The organism is Cobetia sp. PS-4MA (genome assembly GCF_057670765.1).
In genome coordinates this window covers 464,710-486,678 of the sequence record NZ_CM173107.1, presented here as the reverse complement: position 1 = coordinate 486,678, position 21,969 = coordinate 464,710, and the positions used below count along the sequence as shown (strand labels likewise).

The window sequence follows — 21,969 nt, the reverse complement described above, 5'->3', positions numbered from 1 at the left end:
ATCCCGCAATCGCTGCCCCAGAGGATTGACGGTGGCGGGGAAGCTTCAGCGCAACCCCGGCAGCAGGTACTTGTCGAGTGCCTGACGCACCGAAGGCAGCAGGATATCGGAGTGCATCACCAGCTCGCGCACCAGCTCCTGCAAGCCGGGCACCCCGACTTCCACATGCTTTCTCAACGCCATGCGCGCACAGGTGTCCGCGCAGGCATGTTCGGAAATCTGCACGCCCAGTGCCACCAGCCGCTCACGAAAGTCTTCGTGATCAATCAGCTCCACGATCATCATCGTCATTCTCCTTGCTCGCTGACGGCGGGCATTGTCATTGGTATTGACCCACTCTGTTCTGAGCATGGCCCTTCTGAGGATAGCCGAAACGTGCGGCGAGCCGTCTCCGACATTCTGGTCAGACCGAGGCACGCCCTGCGTATCCGCCAGCGCCACTGCCATAGGCATTTGCGCCAGACGTGCCCTGCCCTTTCCTTTCCCTCCTCTCACCTCCCCTCGCGTTCACATGTCCAGACTGGCCGAAGCAGATTCGGCTCTGGCCAGGCGGCAGGCGGCGTACTTGAACTCGGGGATCTTGCCCACCGGGTCCAGCGCCGGATTGGTCAGCAGGTTGGCGGCGGCCTCGGCGTAGCAGAATGGCACGAAGACCATGCCGGCCGGCGTCAGCGGGTCCGCGCGGGTGGCCAGCGTGATCTGACCGCGCCGCGTGGTGATCGAGAGCGCCTCCCCGGCCGCGATCCCCAGTCGCTCCAGCTCGACGGGGTTGAGCGTGGCCACGGCGGCAGGTTCCAGACTGTCGAGCACGTACGCGCGGCGCGTCATCGAGCCGGTATGCCAGTGCTCCAGCTGACGGCCGGTGGTCAGTACCGTCGGATAGTCGTCATCCAGCGTCTCATCCGGCGGCGTGGGCCAGGTCGGCACGAAGCGGGCCCGACCGCTGGCGCGCGGGAAGCCATCGCCGAACACCACATCCTCACCCTCGCCCCCCGGCGTCAGGCACGGGTAGGTCACCGAGTTCTCCTCGGACAGCCGCGCCCAGTCGATGTTGTCGAGGGAATCCATGCCCTGCTGCATCTCGGCGTAGATCTCCTGCGGCCCGGCGTAATCCCAGGCAAGCCCCATGCGCCGCGCCAGCTGCTGGGTGATCCACCAGTCCGGCTTGGCCTCGCCCGGGGCGCGCAGTGCCGCCCGTCCGCGCTGCACCTGGCGATTGGTGTTGGTGACGCTGCCGTCCTTCTCCGGCCAGGCGTATGAGGGCAGCACCACATCGGCGAACTGTGCCGTCTCGGTGACGAAGATGTCCTGCACCACCAGATGCTCCAGATGCGCCAGCGCGCTGCGCGCGTGATCGAGATCCGGGTCCGACATCGCCGGATTCTCGCCGAGGATGTACATGCCGCGAATCTGATCGGCATGGATGGCGTGCATGATCTCCACCACCGTCAGGCCCGGTGTGGCCGAGAGCGGCGTATTCCACAGCGCTTCCAGTCGCGCGCGCGCCGCCGTGTCACCCACCGGCTGATAATCCGGGAAGACCATCGGAATCATCCCGGCATCCGAGGCGCCCTGGACATTGTTCTGCCCGCGCAGCGGATGCAGGCCGGTGCCCTCCCGCCCGACATGGCCACACACCAGCGCCAGCGCGATCAGACAGCGGGCATTGTCGGTGCCGTGGGTGTGCTGCGAGATCCCCATGCCCCAGAAGATCATCGCGCGCTCGGCCGTCGCGTACTCACGGGCCACGGCACGAATCTCCTCGGCCGCCACGCCGCACAGCGGCGACATCGCCTCCGGCGTCAATGCCGTGACGTGCTCGGCCAGGGCGGCGAAGTCCTCGGTATGCGCCTCGATATAGGCCTGATTGGCCAGCCCTTCGGTGATGATGACGTTGAGCATGGCATTGAACAGCGCCACGTCCGCCCCCGGCGTGAACTGGATCGAGCGATGCGCATGACGCCGCAGCGCCAGCGCGCGCGGGTCGATCACCACGATGCGCGTGCCTCGCCTGGCGGCGCGCTTGAAGAAGGTGGCGGCCACCGGATGATTGACGCCCGGATTGCAGCCGGTCAGCACGATGAGATCAGACTGCTCGGCCTGCATGAAGGAGGCGCTCACGCCGCCCGAGCCGACCCCTTCCATCAGCGCCGCCACTGAACTTGCATGACACAGCCGCGTGCAGTGATCGACATGATTGGAGCCGAAGCCGGTGCGCACCAGCTTCTGGAACAGCCACGCCTCCTCGTTGGTGCACTTGGCGCTGCCGAAGCCCGCCAGACTATCGGGGCCATGCGTTCGCTTGAGGCGCATGAGCCCCTCGGCCGCGACCTCGAGGGCCTCGTCCCAGCTGGCCTCACGGAAGTGGGTCAGCGGGTGGGCGGGGTCAAAGTTCGCATCCAGCCCCTTGGCCACGCCGTCACGGCGGATCAGAGGGCGAATCAGGCGCGCCGGATGACGCGGATAATCGAAGCCGAAGCGTCCCTTCACGCACAGGCGTCCGTGATTGGAGGGGCCATCACGACCACTGACCGCGATGATGTTGTCGAGCCGCGCATCCGCGACCGGCTGACGGTGGCTGGTCGCTTCGCGAGTGATCGCGTCTGAGGGCGCACTGAGCTCTCGGACATCCGCCAGCGTTGCGGCCTGCTGGCCTTCGCCGACCAACGCCTCGCCGCTGCCCCGACTGACCTGATACTCCAGCTGACAGCCCACGCCGCAGTACGGGCAGACGGAGGCGACGCGCGCATCGACGGCGGCGCTGTCGCCATGACCTTGCTCATCCACCTGGGCGGCGGGCATCAGGGCGCCGGTCGGGCAGGCCTGCACGCACTCGCCGCAGGCGACGCAGGTGCTGTCGCCCATCGGGTCCTCGAGATCGAACACGATGCGCGTATTGCTGCCACGCCCCGCCAGCCCGATCACGTCATTGACCTGCACCTCGCGACAGGCGCGTACGCACAGGCCACAGCTGATGCAGGCGTCATGATTGACCGCCATCGCGGCATGGGAGTGATCGAGAGCGCTGGCCGGCGTCGGCAGCCACTCTTCAGCCGTATCCCCCAGCCACTCGCGGACCGTCTCGCGGGCACCGCCCAGCGTCTCGCGAGCACGCCCGACATCCACCGCCAGCAGCTCGGCCATCGCCATGAAGTGGCTGCTGACATCGGGGTTATGAGCCTCGGCTGGCATGTCGGCGGCGAGAAGTTCCACCACCATCGCGCGCGCCGCGCCCGCCCGCTCAGAGCTGGCACTGCGCACCACCATGCCCGCCCGCGCCTCGCGGATGCAGCTGGCGGCGAGGGTGCGCTCGCCGTCGATCTCGACCATGCAGGCGCGACAGTTGCCATCGCCGCGATACTCCGGCGCTTCGCTGTAGCAGAGGTGGGGAATCGTCTCGCCGGCACGCCTGGCGATCGTCCATAGCGTCTCGCCGGGATAGGCCGTCACCTCGGCACCATCCAGGGTGATGGTGAAGCCATCCTCGCGCAGCGGCTGATCATCCGAAGCCGAGTTGCCGAGTCCTGTCAGCGCGTTCATGCCTCACCTCCCGTGGCGTCAGCCGGATGGCTCGCCTGGCTCGTGGCGATCAAGCGCACTCCACTGCTGGCGAGGGTCTCCCGGAAATCCTTGAGCAGGCCGAGTACCGGATTGGGCGCGGCCTGCCCCAGCCCGCAGATCGAGGCATCCATCATCACCTGCGACAAGCGCGTCAGCAGCGTCTCATCCCACTCATCGCCGCTCAGCGCCGCCAGCATCTGGCGCGTGCCGACGCGGCACGGCGTGCACTGGCTGCAGGACTCATCCATGAAGAAGCTCATCAGATTGCGTGCCACCGCCGCCAGGTCATCCTGGTCCGACAGCACCACCACCGCGGCCGAGCCGATGAAGCAGCCATGGGCCTGCAGGGTGTCGAAGTCCAGCGGCAGGTCCGCCTTGCTGGCCGGCAGAATGCCGCCGGAGGCCCCACCGGGCAGATAGGCCCGCAGGCGATGGCCCTCGGCCATGCCACCGCCGTATTCCTCGACCAGCTCATTGAGCGTGATGCCGGCCGGTGCCAGATACATGCCCGGGCGTCTGACGCGCCCGGAGAGCGAGAAGCTGCGCAGCCCCTGACGCCCCTGGCGTCCGGCTGCCACGTATGGCGCGTGCCCTTCGCGATGGAGCCGCGCGATCCAGTAGACCGTCTCGACGTTGTTGACCAGGGTCGGGCGTCCGAACAGCCCGCACTGGGCCACGAAGGGCGGACGCTGGCGCGGCTTGCCGGGCTTGCCTTCCAGCGACTCGATCAGTGCCGATTCCTCGCCGCAGATATAGGCCCCGGCGCCACGCCGCAGATGGATGAAGCCGGACGCGACGAGGCCTGCGGCTTCCAGCTCCGCGATGCACTCGCGCAGCACGTCATTCAGGGTCGGGTACTCGTCGCGCAGGTAAAGGTAGAGCGCCTCGGCCTCGATGGCATGCGCACTGGCCAGCGCGCCCTCGAGGAAGGTGTGCGGCTCACGCTCCAGATAGCAGCGGTCCTTGAAGGTGCCGGGCTCGCCTTCATCGGCATTGATCACGCAATAGCGCGGCCCTGTCTCGGCACGCACGAAGCCCCACTTGCGAAATGTCGGGAAGCCCGCTCCGCCCAGGCCACGCAGACCGGCCTGTTCGATCATCTGCGCCAGGTCATCGATGCTGACCTCACCGCCCTCCAGCGCGGCGAGCAGCCCATAGCCGCCACTGGCGCGATATTCCGCCAGCCGCGGATAGTCGAGACTCGCGGCCGGCGCGGCGTGCACATGGCCCTCGGCGATCGCCGCCGTGACGCCTTCCACGCTGGCGTGGCCGAGATGGCAATGCCCGACCTCCGCCACCGGCGCACTGTCACAGCGCCCCATGCAGGGTGCCCGCAGCACGCGCACCTGTGCGGGGTCCAGACCCGAGGCGAGACCGGCGCGCAGGGCCTCGGAGCCGGCCAGCTGACAGGACAGCGAATCACAGACGCGCACGGTCAGTGCCGCAGGCGGCATCTCGCCATCGCGCACCACGGTGAAATGGGCATAGAAGGTGGCCGTCTCGTAGACCTCGGCCATCGGCAGGCGCATCCACTCGGCCAGCGCACGCAGATGGGGCAGCGTCAGGTAGCCGACCTCATCATTGAGCACGTGAAGATATTCGAGCAGAAGGTCACGCTGCGCCGGGGCATCACCCAGCAGGCGCTGCACCTCGGCCCAGGCCTCGGCATCCAGCGGGCGGCCGCGCAACTGGCTGCGCGAACGGCGACGAGCGACGGGGGTCGGCTCGGTCAGGGTCTCAGGCGTCATGGCGGCACCACATTGTTATCGTTATGAACTGGCGGAGCGTGCGGTCGAGACAACGGCCTGGCTGGACCGTGGACGCGCCTGTGTGAAGGTGGGCGCTGTCCGGCAGGTCCGTCACGCCGGGCAGGTTCCTTCACTGTAGATCGCAATCTACAAAGCGGGCAGAGCCGCGACAACCGCCTCCCCCGCCGAATCGCCTCGCATGTCAGTCACGCACATGTCGGCGTCGTATCCAGCTAACTCACCCTCGCCCAGCCCTCACACAATCACCGAGGCCCGACGGCGACCTGTCCCGCAGTCAGACTCGCCACCGCGCTCCGGCTTGCCACTCCACCCCCTTCCCTCATCGCAGCCACGGGAGACACCCGCGACAACGCCTCGACTCGCCCCACCCGCCCTGCTCGGATGGCGACACCAATAACAACATGAGGTCACCACATGTCATCGAATCCGTATGACACGGACTACGAGATCGGCCAGGACAATGTCCAGGTCATGGGTCTCGATGTGCATAACCCCGTCTTCGCGATCAGCGCCGTGCTGATCGTCAGCTTCATCCTGTTTGCCATCGTCTTCCCCGCGGGCGCGGAAAGTGCCCTGGGCGGCGCCAAGGCCTGGTCCATCGCACATGGCGACTGGCTGTTCATGCTGGCCGGCAACCTCTTCGTGCTGTTCTGCCTGCTGCTGATCATTCACCCGGTGGGCAAGCTGCGCCTGGGCGGCCAGAAGGCGACTCCCGAGTTCTCGACGCATTCGTGGTTCGCGATGCTGTTCGCCGCCGGCATGGGCATCGGTCTGATGTTCTGGAGCGTCGCCGAGCCGGTGGCCTATTACACCGACTGGTACGGCACGCCGCTGAATGCGCCTGCCGGCACGCCGGAGGGCGCTCGCGCCGCGCTGGGTGCCACCATGTATCACTGGGGCCTGCATCCCTGGGCCATCTACGCCGTGGTGGGTCTGTCGCTGGCCTTCTTCACCTACAACAAGGGCCTGCCGCTGACCATCCGCTCGGCGTTCTACCCGATACTCGGTGAGCGCACCTGGGGCTGGATGGGGCATGTCGTCGACATTCTGGCCGTGCTGGCGACCATCTTCGGGCTGGCGACGTCGCTGGGGCTGGGCTCCGCCCAGGCGGCCTCGGGGCTGGATTACCTGTTCGGCATCGGCGATGGCCTGCCGACCCAGATCGCGATCATCATCTTGGTGACCCTGGTCGCCATCTACTCGGTCAGTCGCGGCCTGGACGGCGGGGTGAAGCTGCTCTCCAACATCAACATGATCATCGCCGCCGTACTGATCATCTTCATCCTCATCTTCGGGCCGACGCTGGCCATCCTCACGGGACTTGGCACCACGACACTCAGCTATGTGCAATACCTGCTGCCGCTGTCCAACTGGATCGATCGCCCGGACGAGAGCTGGTTCCACGGCTGGACCGTCTTCTACTGGGCGTGGTGGATTTCCTGGTCGCCGTTCGTCGGCATGTTCATCGCACGCGTCTCGCGCGGCCGCACGGTGCGCGAATTCGTTACCGCCGTGCTGCTGGTACCGACACTCGTCACCATCGTGTGGATGTCCGTCTTCGGGGGCACGGCGCTGGAACAGGCCATCAATGGGGTCGGTGCGCTGGCCAATGGCATCGATTCCGTGTCACTGGCCATGTTCCAGATGCTCGACAACCTGCCGCTGTCCGGCGTGGCGTCCTTCATCGCCATCCTGCTGGTGCTGGTGTTCTTCGTCACGTCCTCGGATTCCGGCTCACTGGTGATCGACTCGATCACTGCCGGTGGCAAGGTGGATGCGCCGGTCAGCCAGCGAGTCTTCTGGGCGGCGATGGAGGGACTGATTGCCGGTGCCCTGCTGTACGGCGGGGGAAGTGCCGCACTCGGCTCATTGCAAGCCGGTGCCATCGCGACAGGCTTGCCGTTCACGCTGGTACTGCTGGTGATGTGCTATTCGCTGTTCCGTGGTCTGATGCAGGAAAGGAAGGCGCAGGACGCGCTCGCCCGACCGGTCACCGGCGCCTGACATGCGGCGCTGACGGATCATGAGCACAAAAAAACGCCGCCCCCGGCAACCGGGGGCGGCGTCTTCATTGGATGACCCGAACGTCATCCAGGCAAGATCAGGAGTTTTCCTGAGCCAGCTTCTGCACCTTCTTCATCAGGTCCGGGTTGTTCTGCACCGCTTGACCGATGGAGTTGAAGGTCGCGACTTCCAGACCGGAGTCCTCGACCGCGCTGACCATCTCGTCATTGGCTTCCTGACGGACGCTCTGCTTTTCGGTCTCGTCGTCAGCTTCCTGCAGCTTGCCGGCGAAATCCTGGGAAATGCGTGCGATCTCCTGAGAGGCAGCAGCGAACTGTTCCAACTGCGCATCGCTGAAGTCACCGGCCTGAGCCTGTGTCGCCTGAGCAGGAGCCTGACCCTGGGCCGGTGCGTCAGCAGCGAACGCCGGCGCAGACATCATGCCCGCAGAGATCAGGGCAGCCGTCATGTATGCAGTCATCCGTTTCATTGCAACCTCCAGTCATTCATTGATCATCAAAAAGTGATTACACCAACTCAGACGGACACCACGGCCGGATGTTCAATCTTTCGTGTAACTGTTTGAAAAACATTCGGATAACTCTGGATACAACTGTCGCAAACGAGCAACGCAAAGACCACCAAGCCCCGCATGGCAGGCCTCCTGCGAGCTGGACACCCATACAAGCACCGAGTTGCCCGAGAAAGATCATGCAGACACTTTCCCTCATCTGGCAGCCATCCTGTCAGACAGCAGGCGTCATGTCCGTGCAGTTACCGCTGATATATCGCCCGTGCAGTACCACACAAACCGCCTGCACAAGGTCGGCAAACTGGTGCAGACTGACATAACCTGACATCAGGCCCCTGCGTTGCGGTCCCATGCCGGACTGTCCTGCATTCTTGCCCCACGCCGCCGGAGGACTGTCATGTCCCGATATACGCCGTCTTCGCCCTCGCGCCGCTCGTTGCCGCGCCACATCGCTGTCCGGGCAGCATTCGCCCGAGAAGTGAGTCTGTGCCTGCTGGCCGGACTGTTCACCAGTCTCCCCGCCCAGGCCCTCAGCCTGCTGGATGAGAATCCGCAGCTGAATGCGCCCGCCGAGACTTCCGCAGGTGCACCGCCACCGCCCTCTCCTCCAGACACGGTAGACACCACCATGACCGCCGCCAACGTCGACCCCGCCGCCAATCCGCTGCTGGGCGAGACCTGGAACCGTCGCTCGCTGGTACTGATCGCGCCGGATGAACAGGACCGTGAGCTGGAGCGCCAGCGCGATGAGCTGCGCGCCACGCGTGGCGAGATGCAGCAGCGCGATGTCACGCTCTATACGCTGATGGGCACGCGCGGCATCCATGATGGCGTACCGATGAGCTTCGAGGAGGTTCGCGCCCTGCGTGATGCCATGCAGCTGCGCGAGGGCGCGCCCTTCACCGTCATCCTGATCGGCAAGGACGGTGGCAAGAAGATGCAGCTGGAGGGGTTCGTCGCACCGGACCAGATCTATCAGGTGATCGACAGCATGCCGATGCGCCAGCGCGAAGCCGGCGAGGCCACCCGTCAGACCTCCTCGGGTAGCGAGGAACATACCTCGCCCGCGCCGTTGGATGACGAGGATTGGCAGTGGGATGAATGACACGCCTGAACGACGAAACGCCCCTGCCAGCCGAGCTGACAGGGGCGTTTTCATGTCTGCGCAGCTTCAGCGCAGCACGCCTTCCTCGCGCAGCAGCTTGAGGATTTCCGCCGCGCCCTCCTCGGCACTCACGCCTTCCAGACGCTTGCCGCTACCCCCTTCGGCCTTGGCGGCCGCGGCCTTGAAGCGGTCCCGCGCGCTGGTCGCCTTGATGCGCTTCAAGCGCTTGGGTCGCTTGCGAGCCGGCGCGATGGCAAAGGTTTCCGCCACCGCGTCATGGGCAAGCTCGCCGCAGGCCACTGCGGCAAGTTCACCCCGCCGCGCCTGCGCGAAGGCCGACTGACGTGCCGCCGGCGCGGCGGCATCGACGCTGACAAGTGCCGGCAGCTTCACCCGCAGTCGCCGCCGCTGACCACGCGGCAAGGCCTGCAAGGCGGTGAGATGCCCGCCATCGCAGCTCTCGATCGCGACGATACCCTCCACCAGCGGCCAGCCGAGGCTCTCCGCCAGCAGATGCGGCAGCAGGCCACTGCCCTCGCCGGTCTCACTCTGGCCACCGCACACCACCAGCTGCGGTGCCGCCTGCTTGAGGCGCGTCACCAGCAGCGGCCAGACATCGATGACCGGTTGATCGGCAGCCGCCGCCTGCGGATCGACAGCCTTGAGCGACGAATCGACAGCCTTGAGCGACGGATCGGCAGCCTTGAGCGGTTCAGCTTGAAGAGAGTCAGGCGTCACCAGCGTCAACGACTCCAGCCCCATGCCCAGATAGCCGCGCAGCGCCTGGTCCTGCTCGCTGCCGGGCGTGATCTTGCTGCCACTGGCGTGCCAGGCGCTGAGGCTGACGGCACCGGGTGCGGACTGGCGCTCCAGTGCCAGACACAGCTCCAGGGCGCGGGCGTCCTGCTCGGCGCGCCGCAGACGCCCCGAGACCGGGTGCTGCCCCAGCGACACCAGACTCACGACCTCAAGCGGCGCCGAGGCCTGCTGCGCAATGGACGAATGATCTGCCTTCATGTCCTTCTCCTTTCTCCTGTCGCAGGCGCGAGTTCAGGCCGCGTCGGCGGCAAGCGTGGCGGATGACGGGCTGGATGACGGGTTGGAGGACATGGCGGGCGCAGTAGACGACTGACCCGCCGCCGAGGCACCACCTGCCGCCTGGGCGTCACCATCGGCACCGCGTTCGGCCTCGAGCTGCTGACAGAGACTGGCGAGGATCGCCCCGGCATCGCCGATCACCGACAGATCCGCGCGCTTGACCATGTCACAGCCGCCATCGAGATTGATCGCCACCACCTTGTCGCAGCGCTGGATGCCCTGCAGATGCTGGATGGCCCCCGAGATGCCCACCGCCACGTACACCCGCGCCGTCACCCAGGTACCGGTGGCACCGACCTGACGGGCACGCGGCATGAAGCCGTCATCCACCGCCACCCGCGAGGCGCCTTCGGTGGCCCCCAGCAGGCTGGCGGCACGGTGGAAGCCATCCCAGTCGCGAATGCCGTTGCCCGCCGAGAGAATGAATTCGGCCTCGCCCAGCGCGATCGCGGAGGGATCGACCGCCACCGGGCCAAGATCCTCGATCACGTCTGGCATGGCGTGCGCGGTGCTGGCCGCCTCCCACTCAAGCGGCAGCGCGGCGTGGCGCACATCTTCCACCGGCTCGGCGCATTCCGCCTCGCACAGCAGGATACGGGTCAGCGGACGGGTCAGGTCCTGCTGACCATTGCCGCTGCGCCCGGTGACGTTCACCTCGGCAAGCTCGCCATGCCCGATGGCGGCAAGCTCGCCCTCGAGTTGATAGACATTGCCGCTGGGCCGCGCCAGCGCATCGCCCGTGCACAGCAGGCGCGCACCGAGACGTCGGCCACGCTCACCGCCGCCAGTGCGGGATTCCGGCAGCAACCACAGCCGTGGTGCCAGGCGTGTATCAATGGCCTCAAGCTCCGCCAGCTGGGCCAGCGGCGCGTAACCATCGTGGACACTGTCGGCAAAGTGCAGCCAGCGATCGGCACCTGCCGCACCGAGTCCGACAGTGTCGGCGGCGTCACCCTCCTCGCGCAAGGTGCCGAAGGTGACGGCCAACACCGCCCCCTGATGGGCGGGGTCGGCATCGGCGATCTGACGCGCCAGCCCCAGCACATCGCGGTCGTGGCTCGAGAGTCGCCCGCCGGTCATGTCCGGCACCACCGCGATCAGGAAGGCGGGTGATGCGATCTCGACCAGCGGCAGCACGCGCGCCTTGGCAACGACCGCGGCCTGACCGGCACCTGCCGCGGCAGGCCCGGAGCGGCCACTGCGATCGATGCGTTTGCGACCATTGGCAGCGATGAAGTGGCCGACATGGGGATTGCGACGCATCACGCCCTTCGGGCCCATCCAGCGTTCCTGAGGAGTGGCCGCGCCTCGGCCCAGCGCCTGCAGCGCGCTGAGATGCTGCGGGTGCAGACGATTGCGTGCCTGCTGCTCCAGGCGCGGGTCACGGCGTGGCAGTGGCTCGCGCTCGGATGCGTGTGGATGCTCGGTTGCTTGTGGATCGACGGGGATCGTCATGCCGCCACCTCCGCGTCAGTGGGCTGCGTGGTCGACGTCGCCAAGCCTTGCGTGGACGCATCCGCTACCAGCGCCCGCGCCATCAGTTCCGCCAGATCCAGCACCTGGGGTTCGGCTTCACCCGCCGGTGCCACCACGCCTTCCAGCATCGCGGTGCACTGCGGGCAGCCCACCGCCACTACCTCGGCGCCGGTCTCGCGCACGTCACCCATGCGCATGTCGGGGATACGCTGCTTGCCGGGAATGTCCGTCACCGGCGCGCCACCGCCGCCACCACAGCAGCGTGAGCGGAAGCCGGAGCGCTGCATCTCGCGCACTTCCAGTCCCAGTGCCGCCAGCAGGGTACGCGGCGCCTCGAATTCCCCGTTGTAGCGGCCCAGATAGCAGGGGTCATGCCAGGTGACCGAGCCGAGCGTGGCCAGTCTGGTGGCATCGAGACTCAGACGACCTGCCGCCAGCAGCTCGTTCATGTAGCTGGTGTGGTGATTGACGAGGTAGTCGCCACCGAAGGCGACATATTCGCGTCCCAGCACATGGAAGCTGTGCGGATCGCAGGTAATGATGCGCGCGAAGCGGTACTTCGACAGGGTGGCGATATTGCGGGTGGCCAGCGACTGGAAGGTCGCCTCGTCACCCAGACGGCGTGCCACGTCGCCACTGTCACGCTCCTCGGCACCGAGGATGGCGAAATCGACCCTGGCCGCGCGCAGCACCTGCACGAAGGCGCGCAGCGTGCGCTGGTTGCGCATGTCGAAGGCACCGTCGCCCAGCCACAGCAGCGCTTCCACAGGACGCGGATCACGCGCCGCTTCCCGAGCGGCCTGAACCTCGGCGATGCGCGGCAGGTCGAGATCCGCCGCCCAGTGCAGGCGCGCCTCGAGCGCGAAGCCGCCCGGGTTGTCGGTGGCGATCAGGTTGTCGAGCACCTCGACGCCCTTGCCCGGGGTCGCGCCCTGCTCCAACGTCATGTGGCGCCGCATGTCGACGATGGCATCGACGTGCTCGATCATCATCGGGCACTCCTCGACGCAGGCGCGACAGGTGGTGCAGGCCCACAGGGTTTCCGGCTCGACCAGTACCGTGAATTCGTGGATCAGCTTGTCGGCGTCTGCCGGCTTGCCCGCAGCGCCCGGCGCCGCCTTGATCTGGATCGGCCCAGAAGTCGCTGCCTGACCTGCCGGGCGAGCATGCGGAGAGGCCCCGACGATGACCTGCTGCGGGCCGCCGCCATGCTGGCCGGGCGCGCGCTTCGGCTCATCGCCCGGATAGGGCGAACCGGCGTAGGCGACATCGCTGCCCCCCGCCATGCCCACCACCATGTCCTGGATCAGCTTCTTGGGATTGAGCGGCTGACCGGCCGCGAACGCCGGACACACCGCTTCACAGCGCCCGCATTGCACGCAGGCATCGAAGCCCAGCAGCTGACGCCAGTTGAAGTCGGCAGGCTTGCCGACGCCCAGCGGTGCCTCGGGATTGGAAAGATCCAGCGGCAGCAGCGCGCTGTCGCGGATGCCGGCACTGTCACGGGTGCTGAAACGTGCCGGACGCCGATGGAAGGCCAGATGCAGCGCGCCCGCGAAGGCATGCTTCATCGGCCCGGTGATGCGCGAGCCGCCACCGGTCATGCCGACGATCATCTCGAGCAGCCCCCAGGCGATCCCCGCCACCAGCACCAGCCCGAGGATGCCGCCGGAGATCATGCCGCCGACGCCTTCCGGCAGCACCAGTGACAGACTCATCACGAACAGGCTGGCAGAGAACACCAGCAGGCTTTTTGGCAGACGCATCCACGGACCACGCGACAGGCGCGCCGGCGGGTCGAGACGACGACGATGCACGAACAGCGCACCAGCGAACATCGCGCCACTGGCCAGCAGCAGCAGCCCCCCCAGCAGCGCGGAGTCGATGCCGAAGCCGTAGACCACCACCATCAGCAGCGCCGCGGCCACGAAGCCACCTCCGGTGGCGACGTGGGTATTGGCCATGTAGCGGTCCCGCGCGACCACGTGGTGCAGGTCCACCCCGTAGCGGCGCGGCACCTTGGCCAGGCTCGCGATCAGCTCTCCCACGCTCATGGACGTGGCATCCGCCCGCCCCTGGCGCCACAGGCCGATGCGCTTGACCGCACCGATGGCGGCCAGCGCCAAGGCGGCGAAGATCAACACCGACAACACTGTTTCGTTCATAGCCAAACCTCCCACCGATGTGTCAGACGCGATCAGAAATCCTTGCACAGGCGCAGGGCGTCATAGATGGCGGCGTGGGTGTTGCGCGGTGCATTGCAGTCGCCGAGACGGAACAGCAGGTAATCATCCCCGTCGGTGGCCTGACTCAGGCACGGCTGCGGCTTGATGGCGTAGAGCGACTCGACGTCGATCTGGCCCTTGTTGAGCGAGCCGTCCTTGAAGGCGTAGTAGAGCGCTTCATCGGGGCGCACGCCGTTCTCGACCACGATCTGGTCGACGACGCGTTCTTCCAGCGTGCCGGTGTATTCATTCTCGAGCACCGCCACCAGCCCCTCGCCTTCGCGGTAGACCTCATGCAGCACCATGTCGGAGGTCATCACGACTTCCTTGGCATACAGGCTGCGGTAATAGGTCGGGAAGGTGGTGCCGCCGACCGCCGCCCCCGGCTTGATGTCATCGGTGACGATCTCGACCCTGGCGCCCTTGGTGGCCAGATAATCGGCCACCGAGACACCGGAGAATTCGCAGATGCTGTCGTAGATCAGCACGTTGCTGCCCGGCGCGACACGCCCGTCCAGCACGTCCCAGGAAGAGACGATCAGACTCTTGGCCGGGTCCTCGTCGTAGCCCCAGGATTCGAACTGCTCCATGAACGGACGGCCGCCCACCGCGAGGATCACCACGTCAGCGCGCAGGTCACGGATGGTCGCTTCATCGGCGCGCGTACCCAGGCGCAGGTCGACCTTCAGACGTGCCAGCTCCAGCTGATACCAGCGGGTGATACCGGCGATCTGGTCACGCTGCGGCGCCTTGGAAGCCGTGGTGATCTGGCCACCCAGCTCTTCCTTCGCCTCGAAGAGCGTCACGGCATGGCCACGCTCGGCACACACGCGGGCCGCTTCCATGCCGGCCGGACCGCCACCGACGATGACGACCTTGCGCATCGGGCCGCTGGTCTTCTCGATCTCGTGCGGCAGGCCCATGTATTCGCGTGACGTCGCGGCATTCTGGATGCACAGCACGTCCAGGCCCTGATACTGGCGGTCGATGCAGTAGTTGGCACCGACGCACTGCTTGATCTGGTCGAGCTGGCCCATCTTGATCTTGGCGATGATGTGCGGGTCGGCGATGTGCGCGCGGGTCATGCCGACCATGTCAACATATCCGCCTTCCAGGATGCGCTCGGCCTGATTGGGGTCCTTGATGTTCTGGGCGTGGATCACCGGAATCTTGACGACTTCCTTGATGCCGGAGGCCAGGTGCAGGAAGGGTTCCGGCGGGTAGGACATGTTGGGAATGACGTTGGCGAGGCTGTTGTGGGTATCACAGCCGGAGCCGATCACGCCGAAGAAATCGAGCAGGCCGGTGGCGTCGTAATAGGCCGCGATCTGCTTCATGTCGTCATGCGACAGGCCATCGGGATGGAATTCATCACCACAGATACGCATGCCGACCACGAAGTCGTCGCCGACCTCGGCGCGCACCGCCTTGAGCACCTCGATACCGAACTTCATGCGGCCCTCGAAGCTGCCGCCCCACTCATCGGTGCGCTTGTTGACCCGCGGGCTCCAGAACTGGTCGATCAGGTGCTGGTGCACGGCGGACAGCTCGACGCCGTCCAGACCGCCTTCCTTGGCACGCCGTGCCGCCTGGGCGAAGTCGGCGATGATGCGCTGGATCTCTTCCACCTCGATGGTCTTGCAGGTAGAGCGGTGCACCGGCTCGCGGATGCCGGAGGGCGACATCAGCGAGGTCCAGTCGAAACCGTCCCAGCGCGAGCGACGGCCCATGTGGGTAATCTGGATCATGATCTTGCCGCCATGCTTGTGCACGGCATCGGCCAGATTCTGGAAATGCGGGATGATGCGGTCGGTCGACAGATTGACGGAGCTCCACCAGCCCTGCGGGCTGTCGATGGAGACCACCGAGGAGCCACCACAGATGCACAGGCCACACCCGCCCTTGGCCTTCTCTTCGTAGTAGCGCACGTAGCGCTCGGTGGTCATGCCGCCATCGGTGGCATACACCTCGGCATGGGCGGTACTGACGACGCGGTTGCGGATGGTCAGCTTGCCGATCTCGATCGGCTGGAAGAGTGCGTCGAATGCCATGGTGAAAGCTCCTCGCCGGGGAGAGCGCCGCCTTGTCACGCCGGCCTGGCCTGCCCGCCGCCTCGAGTCGGGGCTCGTGGCGGCGGGCGGCATCAGGCGTCTTGCATGTCAGGAAAGGCGGCGCTCAGGCGTTGCGTTGTCGTTGTTGTGTGTGTGGTGAGTGTCGTGACAGAGAGAGGATCGGGCAGCCGGCTTTTGGCTTTTGCCTTTTGCCTGGGCCGGGCCTGGGCCTTGACCCGAGCCATGGAATAGAGAGTGGCGGATCTGAAAACGTCACACTGTTCCGGGAGCGACCTCGAAATACCCCACATCACAGCCTTCCTCACCACCGCTCTGGGTCTGGACGGCGACGGTGCGCAGCTCGCTGCCACGCGCGGCCAGAATCTGGTCCATCGCGCCGGCGAACCAGCCGGTGAACATGTACTCAAGCTTTGTGCCGGTCTTGCCCTGCTGATAGACGAAGCAGGAGTGCTCCAGGCGTACCTTGCAGGTGCCGCGCTCCAGATCGATCTCCTCGGTGATGAACAGGCCCCAGCCGCGCTGCGACAGACGCTTCATGTAGTGCTCGAAGACTTCCACGCCGACCAGGCCGTGCAGCTCGGCTTCCTTCTCGCACCAGTGCCAGGCGCTCTTGTAGCCGGCGTGGTAGAGAATCTCGGCGTACTTCTCCACGCCCAGCGCCTCTTCCACCGCGACATGGTTGTTGATGAAGAAGTGACGCGGCACGTACAGCATCGGCAGTGCGTCGGAGGTCCAGACGCCGGTCTCGCTATCCACCTCGATCGGCAGTTCAGGGGCCATCTTGCTCATGTCGGTGTCCTCAAAAGGGGCTGAAAGGGAGATGCAAAAGAGAGTTCAAGAAAGAGATCAGGAGAGAGATCACGAAAGTGCGATCAAGAAAGAGCGAACCAGAAAAGGCCCAGGCAGGCAGACTCAGCCGCCCCAGACGTTTTCCAGCGTGCGCAGCCAGTTCTCGCCCATGATCTTGCGCACCTGATGCTCGCTCATGCCGCGACGCAGCAGCGCCTCGGTCAGATTGGGGAACTCGCCGATGGTGCGGATGCCTTCCGGATTGACGATCTTGCCGAAGTTGGTGAGACGACGGGCGTAGCCCTTGTCGTGGGTCAGCCACTCGAAGAAGTCCTGACCGTGACCCTGGGTGAAATCGGTGCCGATGCCGATGGCATCCTCGCCGACCAGGTTCATCACGTATTCGATGGCCTCAACGTAGTCATCGACGGTGGCGTTGACGCCGGCCCGGAGGAAGGGAGTGAACATGGTGACGCCGACGAAGCCGCCGTGTTCGGCGATGAAGCGCAGCTCGGCATCGGACTTGTTGCGCGGGTGGTCCTTGAGACCGGCCGGCGCGCAGTGGGAGTAGCAGACAGGGACTTTCGATTCGAGGATGACTTCCTCGGAGGTCTTCGAGCCGACGTGGGAGAGATCACACATCACGCCGACGCGGTTCATCTCGGCGACCATCTCGCGCCCGAAGCCGGACAGGCCGCCATCGCGCTCGTAGCAGCCGGTACCGACCAGATTCTGGGTGTTGTAGCACATCTGCACGATGCCCACGCCGAGCTGCTTGAAGACATCGACATAGCCGATCTGGTCTTCATAGGCGTTGGCATTCTGGAAGCCGTAGATGATGCCGGTCTTGCCCGCGGCCTTGGCGGCGCGGATGTCGGCGGCGGTGCGCGCCACGCAGACCAGGTCACTGCTCTCGGCGATCAGCTGGTTGCTCTTGACGATGTTGTTGACGGTCGCCTGGAAGCCTTCCCAGACCGAGACGGTGCAGTTGGCCGCACTCAGACCGCCCTTGCGCATGTCCTCGAACAGCTCGCGCTGCCACTTGGCGATCACCAGACCATCGATGACGATGCTGTCATCGTGCAGGGCGCGGGCCGCATCGGACCCACCGAAGGAGGAGGAGAATTCGGACATCATGTCGCTCCGGCGCTGGGCAGGCGGCTCTGGAAGTCAGGTCACTGCCCGTACCCGGCGGACAGGGTCTGCCGGAACACGATCTCCAGCAGGCTGTGCCAGCATAGTCCTGCCCTCTTCCCCCTCTGACGCCAGATGCGACGCGTGGCTACCGAATCGCGTCAGGACTGTCGTTTCTGAAACGACGACGCCCCGACTCGAGAGAGCCGGGGCGTCGTGGGACAGCCGATGGTGTACCGTCAAGCCGGTCAGTGCGCGGGGGACAGCTCCTTCAGCGAAGGCAGCAGGTCCCAGCTCAACCAGCCACGCGGCTGTTCCAGCCGCTTGAGATAGCCCATGCCGAGATTGTTCATCTGGCGCCGCGTCCAGCTAGCACGCCGCTGGATATAGGCCGAGGGCTTGCCGGCATTGAAGCGGATCGGGTTGGGCAGTACCGCCGCCAGCAGGCTGGCCTGATAGGCGGACAGGCTGGCGGCATCGGTATTGAAGTGATGCTCGGCCGCGGCCTCGACACCGAACACCCCCGGCCCCCACTCGGCGACGTTCAGATAGACCTCGAGAATGCGCTCCTTGGGCCAGATCACCTCGATCAGGATGGTGAACCAGACCTCCAGCCCCTTGCGCACCCAGCTGCGCCCGTTCCACAGGAAGACATTCTTGGCGGTCTGCTGGCTGATGGTACTGGCCCCGCGCAGCCGCTCACCGGCCAGGCGCGCATCGATGGCCTTGACGATCTGATCGACATCGAAGCCGTAGTGATCGGGAAATTTCTGGTCTTCCGAGGCGATCACCGCCAGCCGGGCATTGCGGGAAATCTCCTCCATCGGCACCCAGTCATGCTGGAGCGCCATCGGCGCCCCCGAAACCAGGCTGTAGCCCCACTTCTCCAGCATCACCATCGACACCGGCAATGGCACGAAGCGCAGCAACACCACCAGGCCGACACAGGCGACCATCCAGCAGCCCAGCACCTTGATCGCCCATGTCGCCAGCCAGCGCAGACGCTCCATCGGGCGCATCTTCACGGACGCCGCCGGCCTGCGTGTCGCGCCGCGGCGTGCCGATTGCCCATCGCGGGTCTTCTGCCCCTGTGTTCGTGCCATCCCTCGCCGTCCCCTGTCGCGCGTGTCGTGGCTGATCACGACGGGTCATCCCGTCTCCCAGCCCTTGTTGTCAGCTACTGCCTCATGCAGCGCTCGAGTGTACCAGAGCCCGCCGATGGCTCCTGTGAAAACCAAGATGCCCCGGCCGAAGGGCAGGGGCATCGAGGGGTCATCCCGTCACGCAGGTGTATGGCGATCAGAGCCTGACGCTTGCGTAGGTTGGCTCGCCACGCGCATTGGCCAGCGCCAGGATCGCCGAGGACACCGGCGATTCGGCGGCGGTATGCAGCGGCGAGGAGGCAGTCGTCTGGCTCAGCGACTGATGGATGGCACCATGCAGTACGCCTTCCAGACTGGCCACGCCGTGCAGCTGATGATCGACATCGGCACGACACGGCACGTCCGACACGCCGGGCTGACGCTCACCACCGATACGCTCATCGCGCGGCGGCATGCCGAAGTACTCGCGGTAGCACTTGGAGAAGTGCGGCGTGGAGACGAAGCCACAGGCCGAGGCTACCTCGATGATCGACAGCGCCGTCTGCTTGAGCAGCTGACGCGCCCGCGTCAGGCGCAGCTTGAGGTAGTAGCGCGACGGTGAGCAGTGCAGATAACGCTGGAACAGGCGCTCCAGCTGACGGCGCGAGACATCCACGTAGTGGGCCAGCTCGTCCAGACCGATGGGCTCCTCCAGATTGGCCTCCATCAGCGCGACGATTTCCAGAAGCTTGGGCTGGGTGGTGCCCAGCACGTGCTTGAGCGGGACACGCTGCTGGTCCTGCTCGCCGCGCACGCGGTCACAGATGAACATCTCGGAGATGCCCGCCGCCAGCTCGCGGCCATGCTCGCGGGCGATCATGGTCAATACCATGTCCATCGGCGCGGTGCCGCCCGAGGCGGTGGCACGCTGCTGGTCGATGGAGAACAGTCGCGTGGTCAGCGGTACGCGCGGGAAGGCCTCCTGCATGGCCGCCAGACACTCCCAGTGAATGCTGGTCTCGTGACCTTCCAGCAGTCCGGCCTGCGCCAGCGCCCAGCTGCCGGTACACACGGCGCCCAGCTGACGGCCAGCGCGCGCCTGGGCCTGCAGCCAGCTGACATGCGGGCGCTGCACCGCCCGCTGGATACCGACGCCGCCACAGACGATAGCCATGTCAAGCGCCGGGCAGGTCTCGGCCGACACATCCGGCGTGACCTGCAGACCATCGCTGGCACGCACGGGCATGCCTTCCAGGGTCACGGTGTACCAGCGATACAGCTCACGTCCGGCCAGCTGATTGGCCATGCGCAGCGGTTCGACCGCCGAGGCCAGCGAGATGAGCGTGAAGCTGTCGAGCAACAGGAAGCCGATGGTCTGCGGCTGGCGTGTCTCACCGGCCTGAGGGCCCAGCGAGCGAGCCCCCGCCCGGCGGGAATCGGAGGAAAAGCCGGATGTCATGTGAGAGCGATCGTGCGGGCGATCAATGCGGCCACTGGTCAGTGCCATGGGGAACTCCTTCTTGCTATCTGCCTGAGTTGCAGACCGGAGCATGAATGCCCTCACCCGGATCAGTCGGCGATCAGGGGGTCCGCGATATTGTCGTTGTTGGCACTCAGCAGGGAATCGACCGGAAGGCTGGCGATTCCAGCAGTGATGACAGCCATCATCGTGATCTCTCGCTTGAGCGACTCGGGATGCGACCCGAAGGAGTCCGATAACGTCAGGGGTGTCGTGAATCACTGCTTGGACGTCGTGCGTTGTCCACCTCTCGACAGTAAACCATCGCCCTGATACCGCGCAGCGATTAAATCGCCGCTGCACGGCAAATCATCGTTGCTGTACGGCACAGAATAACGCCGTGATTGGCTGACATCGACGCGATATAACCGCGAGCCACGAAAACCGCCCTTCATAGCGAAAGGTTCTGAAAGGCGGTGTCGCTCATGACGGAAAAACGACAGCCCCGACATCCTGTGATGGATGCCGGGGCTGTCGTTTCTGTCTTTCACGCAGGTTCTCTGCTCGGGGAGCGATCCCCTGTGGCTGGCAATGTCACATCACAGCTCGAGGCTTCAGGCTCACCTCAAGAAAGAAGGTGCTTCGCATGCCTTTTCATCTCTACCGGCCACCACACTCACACCTCAAAGGAGGTGTTTCGCATGCCTTTTTATCTCTACCGGCCACCACACTCACACCTCAAAGGAGGTGTTTCGCATGCCTTTTTATCTTCATTGGCTACCATCCTCACACCTCAAAGGAGGTGTTTCGCATGGTAGGTCAGATGCTCATCGATGAAGCTGGCCATGAAGAAGTAGCTGTGATCATAGCCGGGCTGGCGACGCAGGATCAGCGGGTGGTCCTGCTCGGCGCAGACCGCTTCCAGACGCTCCGGCTTGAGCTGCTCTTCCAGGAACTGGTCATTCTCGCCCTGCTCGACGAACAGCTCCTGACGCGCGGCACCGCTGTTGCCCGCCTGCTTGACCAGCTCGCAGGCATCCCACTGCACCCACTGGGTGCGGTCATCGCCGAGATAGCCGCTGAAGGCCTTCTCGCCCCACGGGCAGGCCATCGGATTGGCGATCGGCGCGAAGGCGGAGACCGAGCGATAGCGCCCCGGATTCTTCAGCGCGCAGATCAGCGCACCATGGCCGCCCATGGAGTGGCCGGAGATGGACTCGCGTTCGCCATCCACCGGGAAGTGACGCTTGACGAGCGCCGGCAGCTCCTCGGTGACGTAGTCGTACATGCGGTAATGGCGCGCCCACGGCTCGCGGGTGGCATTGACGTAGAAGCCGGCACCGCTGCCGAAGTCATAGCTCTCGTCTTCGCCGGGCAGGTCCACGCCACGCGGGCTGGTGTCCGGGCAGATCAGGGCGATGCCCAGCTCGGCTGCCTTGCGCTGCGCGCCGGCCTTCTGCATGAAGTTCTCGTCAGTGCAGGTCAGCCCCGACAGCCACCACAGCATCGGCACCGGGCCCTGTTCGGCCTGCGGCGGCAGATAGATGGCGAACACCATGTCGCAATCCAGACTGCCGCTGCGGTGACGGTAACGCTTGAGCCAGCCACCATGCACCTTGTTGGCGCTGACCAGCTCGAGTTGTTCGGTCGCGGTCATCATGCT

General features: G+C 65.6%; 15 protein-coding genes. 2 read left to right on the top strand and 13 right to left on the bottom strand.

Going from position 1 to position 21,969, the window contains the following annotated elements; translation table 11 throughout:
- Positions 1 to 45: 45 nt before the first annotated feature.
- The 3 genes from AC26AR_RS02175 to AC26AR_RS02165 form a co-directional block, all read right to left on the bottom strand.
- Complete coding sequence (locus AC26AR_RS02175; RefSeq protein WP_077379069.1) at positions 46 to 285, bottom strand: hypothetical protein; 240 nt, start codon at positions 283 to 285, stop codon at positions 46 to 48.
- Positions 286 to 507: 222 nt separating this feature from the next.
- Positions 508 to 3,540: a molybdopterin-dependent oxidoreductase gene (locus tag AC26AR_RS02170; RefSeq protein ID WP_488107478.1), complete on the bottom strand. Its 3,033-nt coding sequence runs from the start codon at positions 3,538 to 3,540 to the stop codon at positions 508 to 510.
- Positions 3,537 to 5,309, bottom strand: coding sequence for an NADH-ubiquinone oxidoreductase-F iron-sulfur binding region domain-containing protein (locus tag AC26AR_RS02165; RefSeq protein ID WP_488107477.1), 1,773 nt, complete (start codon positions 5,307 to 5,309; stop codon positions 3,537 to 3,539). The genes AC26AR_RS02170 and AC26AR_RS02165 overlap by 4 nt, the downstream gene beginning before the upstream one ends.
- Before the next feature lie 435 nt (positions 5,310 to 5,744).
- On the opposite strand from AC26AR_RS02165, the gene AC26AR_RS02160 reads away from it, so the two are divergent.
- Entirely contained in the window at positions 5,745 to 7,334 is a 1,590-nt protein-coding gene (locus tag AC26AR_RS02160) for a BCCT family transporter (RefSeq protein ID WP_084209349.1), read from the top strand.
- 97 nt (positions 7,335 to 7,431) lie between these two features.
- Here AC26AR_RS02160 and AC26AR_RS02155 read toward each other — a convergent pair whose 3' ends face one another.
- Positions 7,432 to 7,824, bottom strand: coding sequence for a DUF4168 domain-containing protein (locus tag AC26AR_RS02155; RefSeq protein WP_077379061.1), 393 nt, complete (start codon positions 7,822 to 7,824; stop codon positions 7,432 to 7,434).
- 439 nt (positions 7,825 to 8,263) lie between these two features.
- Between AC26AR_RS02155 and AC26AR_RS02150 the strand changes: the two genes are divergently transcribed.
- Positions 8,264 to 8,971, top strand: coding sequence for a DUF4174 domain-containing protein (locus tag AC26AR_RS02150; RefSeq protein WP_488107476.1), 708 nt, complete (start codon positions 8,264 to 8,266; stop codon positions 8,969 to 8,971).
- Between the two features lie 66 nt (positions 8,972 to 9,037).
- Here AC26AR_RS02150 and AC26AR_RS02145 read toward each other — a convergent pair whose 3' ends face one another.
- From AC26AR_RS02145 to fghA, 9 genes are all read right to left on the bottom strand, one after another.
- Entirely contained in the window at positions 9,038 to 9,988 is a 951-nt protein-coding gene (locus tag AC26AR_RS02145) for an electron transfer flavoprotein subunit beta (protein WP_488107475.1), read from the bottom strand.
- A 33-nt stretch (positions 9,989 to 10,021) separates the two neighbouring features.
- A complete protein-coding gene (locus AC26AR_RS02140; RefSeq protein WP_488107474.1) occupies positions 10,022 to 11,524 on the bottom strand; it encodes an FAD-binding protein in 1,503 nt (500 codons plus the stop codon).
- Entirely contained in the window at positions 11,521 to 13,710 is a 2,190-nt protein-coding gene (locus AC26AR_RS02135; RefSeq protein ID WP_488107473.1) for a (Fe-S)-binding protein, read from the bottom strand. The genes AC26AR_RS02140 and AC26AR_RS02135 overlap by 4 nt, the downstream gene beginning before the upstream one ends.
- 32 nt (positions 13,711 to 13,742) lie before the next feature.
- A complete protein-coding gene (gene dgcA, locus AC26AR_RS02130) occupies positions 13,743 to 15,821 on the bottom strand; it encodes a dimethylglycine demethylation protein DgcA (protein WP_488107472.1) in 2,079 nt (692 codons plus the stop codon).
- 273 nt (positions 15,822 to 16,094) lie between these two features.
- Positions 16,095 to 16,631 (bottom strand): DUF5943 domain-containing protein, encoded by a 537-nt coding sequence (locus AC26AR_RS02125; protein WP_043333737.1) that lies wholly within the window; start codon positions 16,629 to 16,631, stop codon positions 16,095 to 16,097.
- Positions 16,632 to 16,754: 123 nt separating this feature from the next.
- The gene (locus AC26AR_RS02120) at positions 16,755 to 17,765 is read right to left on the bottom strand and encodes a dipeptidase (protein WP_077379049.1); all 1,011 of its coding nucleotides are present in this window, start codon (positions 17,763 to 17,765) and stop codon (positions 16,755 to 16,757) included.
- A gap of 248 nt (positions 17,766 to 18,013) precedes the next feature.
- Positions 18,014 to 18,775, bottom strand: coding sequence for a monofunctional biosynthetic peptidoglycan transglycosylase (gene mtgA, locus AC26AR_RS02115; RefSeq protein ID WP_488107872.1), 762 nt, complete (start codon positions 18,773 to 18,775; stop codon positions 18,014 to 18,016).
- 289 nt (positions 18,776 to 19,064) lie between these two features.
- Positions 19,065 to 20,354: a choline metabolism transcriptional regulator GbdR gene (gbdR, locus tag AC26AR_RS02110; protein ID WP_240499605.1), complete on the bottom strand. Its 1,290-nt coding sequence runs from the start codon at positions 20,352 to 20,354 to the stop codon at positions 19,065 to 19,067.
- A gap of 745 nt (positions 20,355 to 21,099) precedes the next feature.
- Complete coding sequence (gene fghA, locus AC26AR_RS02105; RefSeq protein WP_488107471.1) at positions 21,100 to 21,963, bottom strand: S-formylglutathione hydrolase; 864 nt, start codon at positions 21,961 to 21,963, stop codon at positions 21,100 to 21,102.
- Positions 21,964 to 21,969: the final 6 nt, after the last annotated feature.

What these genes read in the sequence shown, in the direction of transcription:
- AC26AR_RS02175 (WP_077379069.1), bottom strand. Translation starts at nt 285, where the DNA reads ATGATGATCGTGGAGCTGATTGATCACGAAGACTTTCGTGAGCGGCTG.
- AC26AR_RS02170 (WP_488107478.1), bottom strand. Translation starts at nt 3,540, where the DNA reads ATGAACGCGCTGACAGGACTCGGCAACTCGGCTTCGGATGATCAGCCG.
- AC26AR_RS02165 (WP_488107477.1), bottom strand. Translation starts at nt 5,309, where the DNA reads ATGACGCCTGAGACCCTGACCGAGCCGACCCCCGTCGCTCGTCGCCGT.
- AC26AR_RS02160 (WP_084209349.1), top strand. Translation starts at nt 5,745, where the DNA reads ATGTCATCGAATCCGTATGACACGGACTACGAGATCGGCCAGGACAAT.
- AC26AR_RS02155 (WP_077379061.1), bottom strand. Translation starts at nt 7,824, where the DNA reads ATGAAACGGATGACTGCATACATGACGGCTGCCCTGATCTCTGCGGGC.
- AC26AR_RS02150 (WP_488107476.1), top strand. Translation starts at nt 8,264, where the DNA reads ATGTCCCGATATACGCCGTCTTCGCCCTCGCGCCGCTCGTTGCCGCGC.
- AC26AR_RS02145 (WP_488107475.1), bottom strand. Translation starts at nt 9,988, where the DNA reads ATGAAGGCAGATCATTCGTCCATTGCGCAGCAGGCCTCGGCGCCGCTT.
- AC26AR_RS02140 (WP_488107474.1), bottom strand. Translation starts at nt 11,524, where the DNA reads ATGACGATCCCCGTCGATCCACAAGCAACCGAGCATCCACACGCATCC.
- AC26AR_RS02135 (WP_488107473.1), bottom strand. Translation starts at nt 13,710, where the DNA reads ATGAACGAAACAGTGTTGTCGGTGTTGATCTTCGCCGCCTTGGCGCTG.
- dgcA (WP_488107472.1), bottom strand. Translation starts at nt 15,821, where the DNA reads ATGGCATTCGACGCACTCTTCCAGCCGATCGAGATCGGCAAGCTGACC.
- AC26AR_RS02125 (WP_043333737.1), bottom strand. Translation starts at nt 16,631, where the DNA reads ATGAGCAAGATGGCCCCTGAACTGCCGATCGAGGTGGATAGCGAGACC.
- AC26AR_RS02120 (WP_077379049.1), bottom strand. Translation starts at nt 17,765, where the DNA reads ATGTCCGAATTCTCCTCCTCCTTCGGTGGGTCCGATGCGGCCCGCGCC.
- mtgA (WP_488107872.1), bottom strand. Translation starts at nt 18,775, where the DNA reads ATGGAGCGTCTGCGCTGGCTGGCGACATGGGCGATCAAGGTGCTGGGC.
- gbdR (WP_240499605.1), bottom strand. Translation starts at nt 20,354, where the DNA reads ATGGCACTGACCAGTGGCCGCATTGATCGCCCGCACGATCGCTCTCAC.
- fghA (WP_488107471.1), bottom strand. Translation starts at nt 21,963, where the DNA reads ATGACCGCGACCGAACAACTCGAGCTGGTCAGCGCCAACAAGGTGCAT.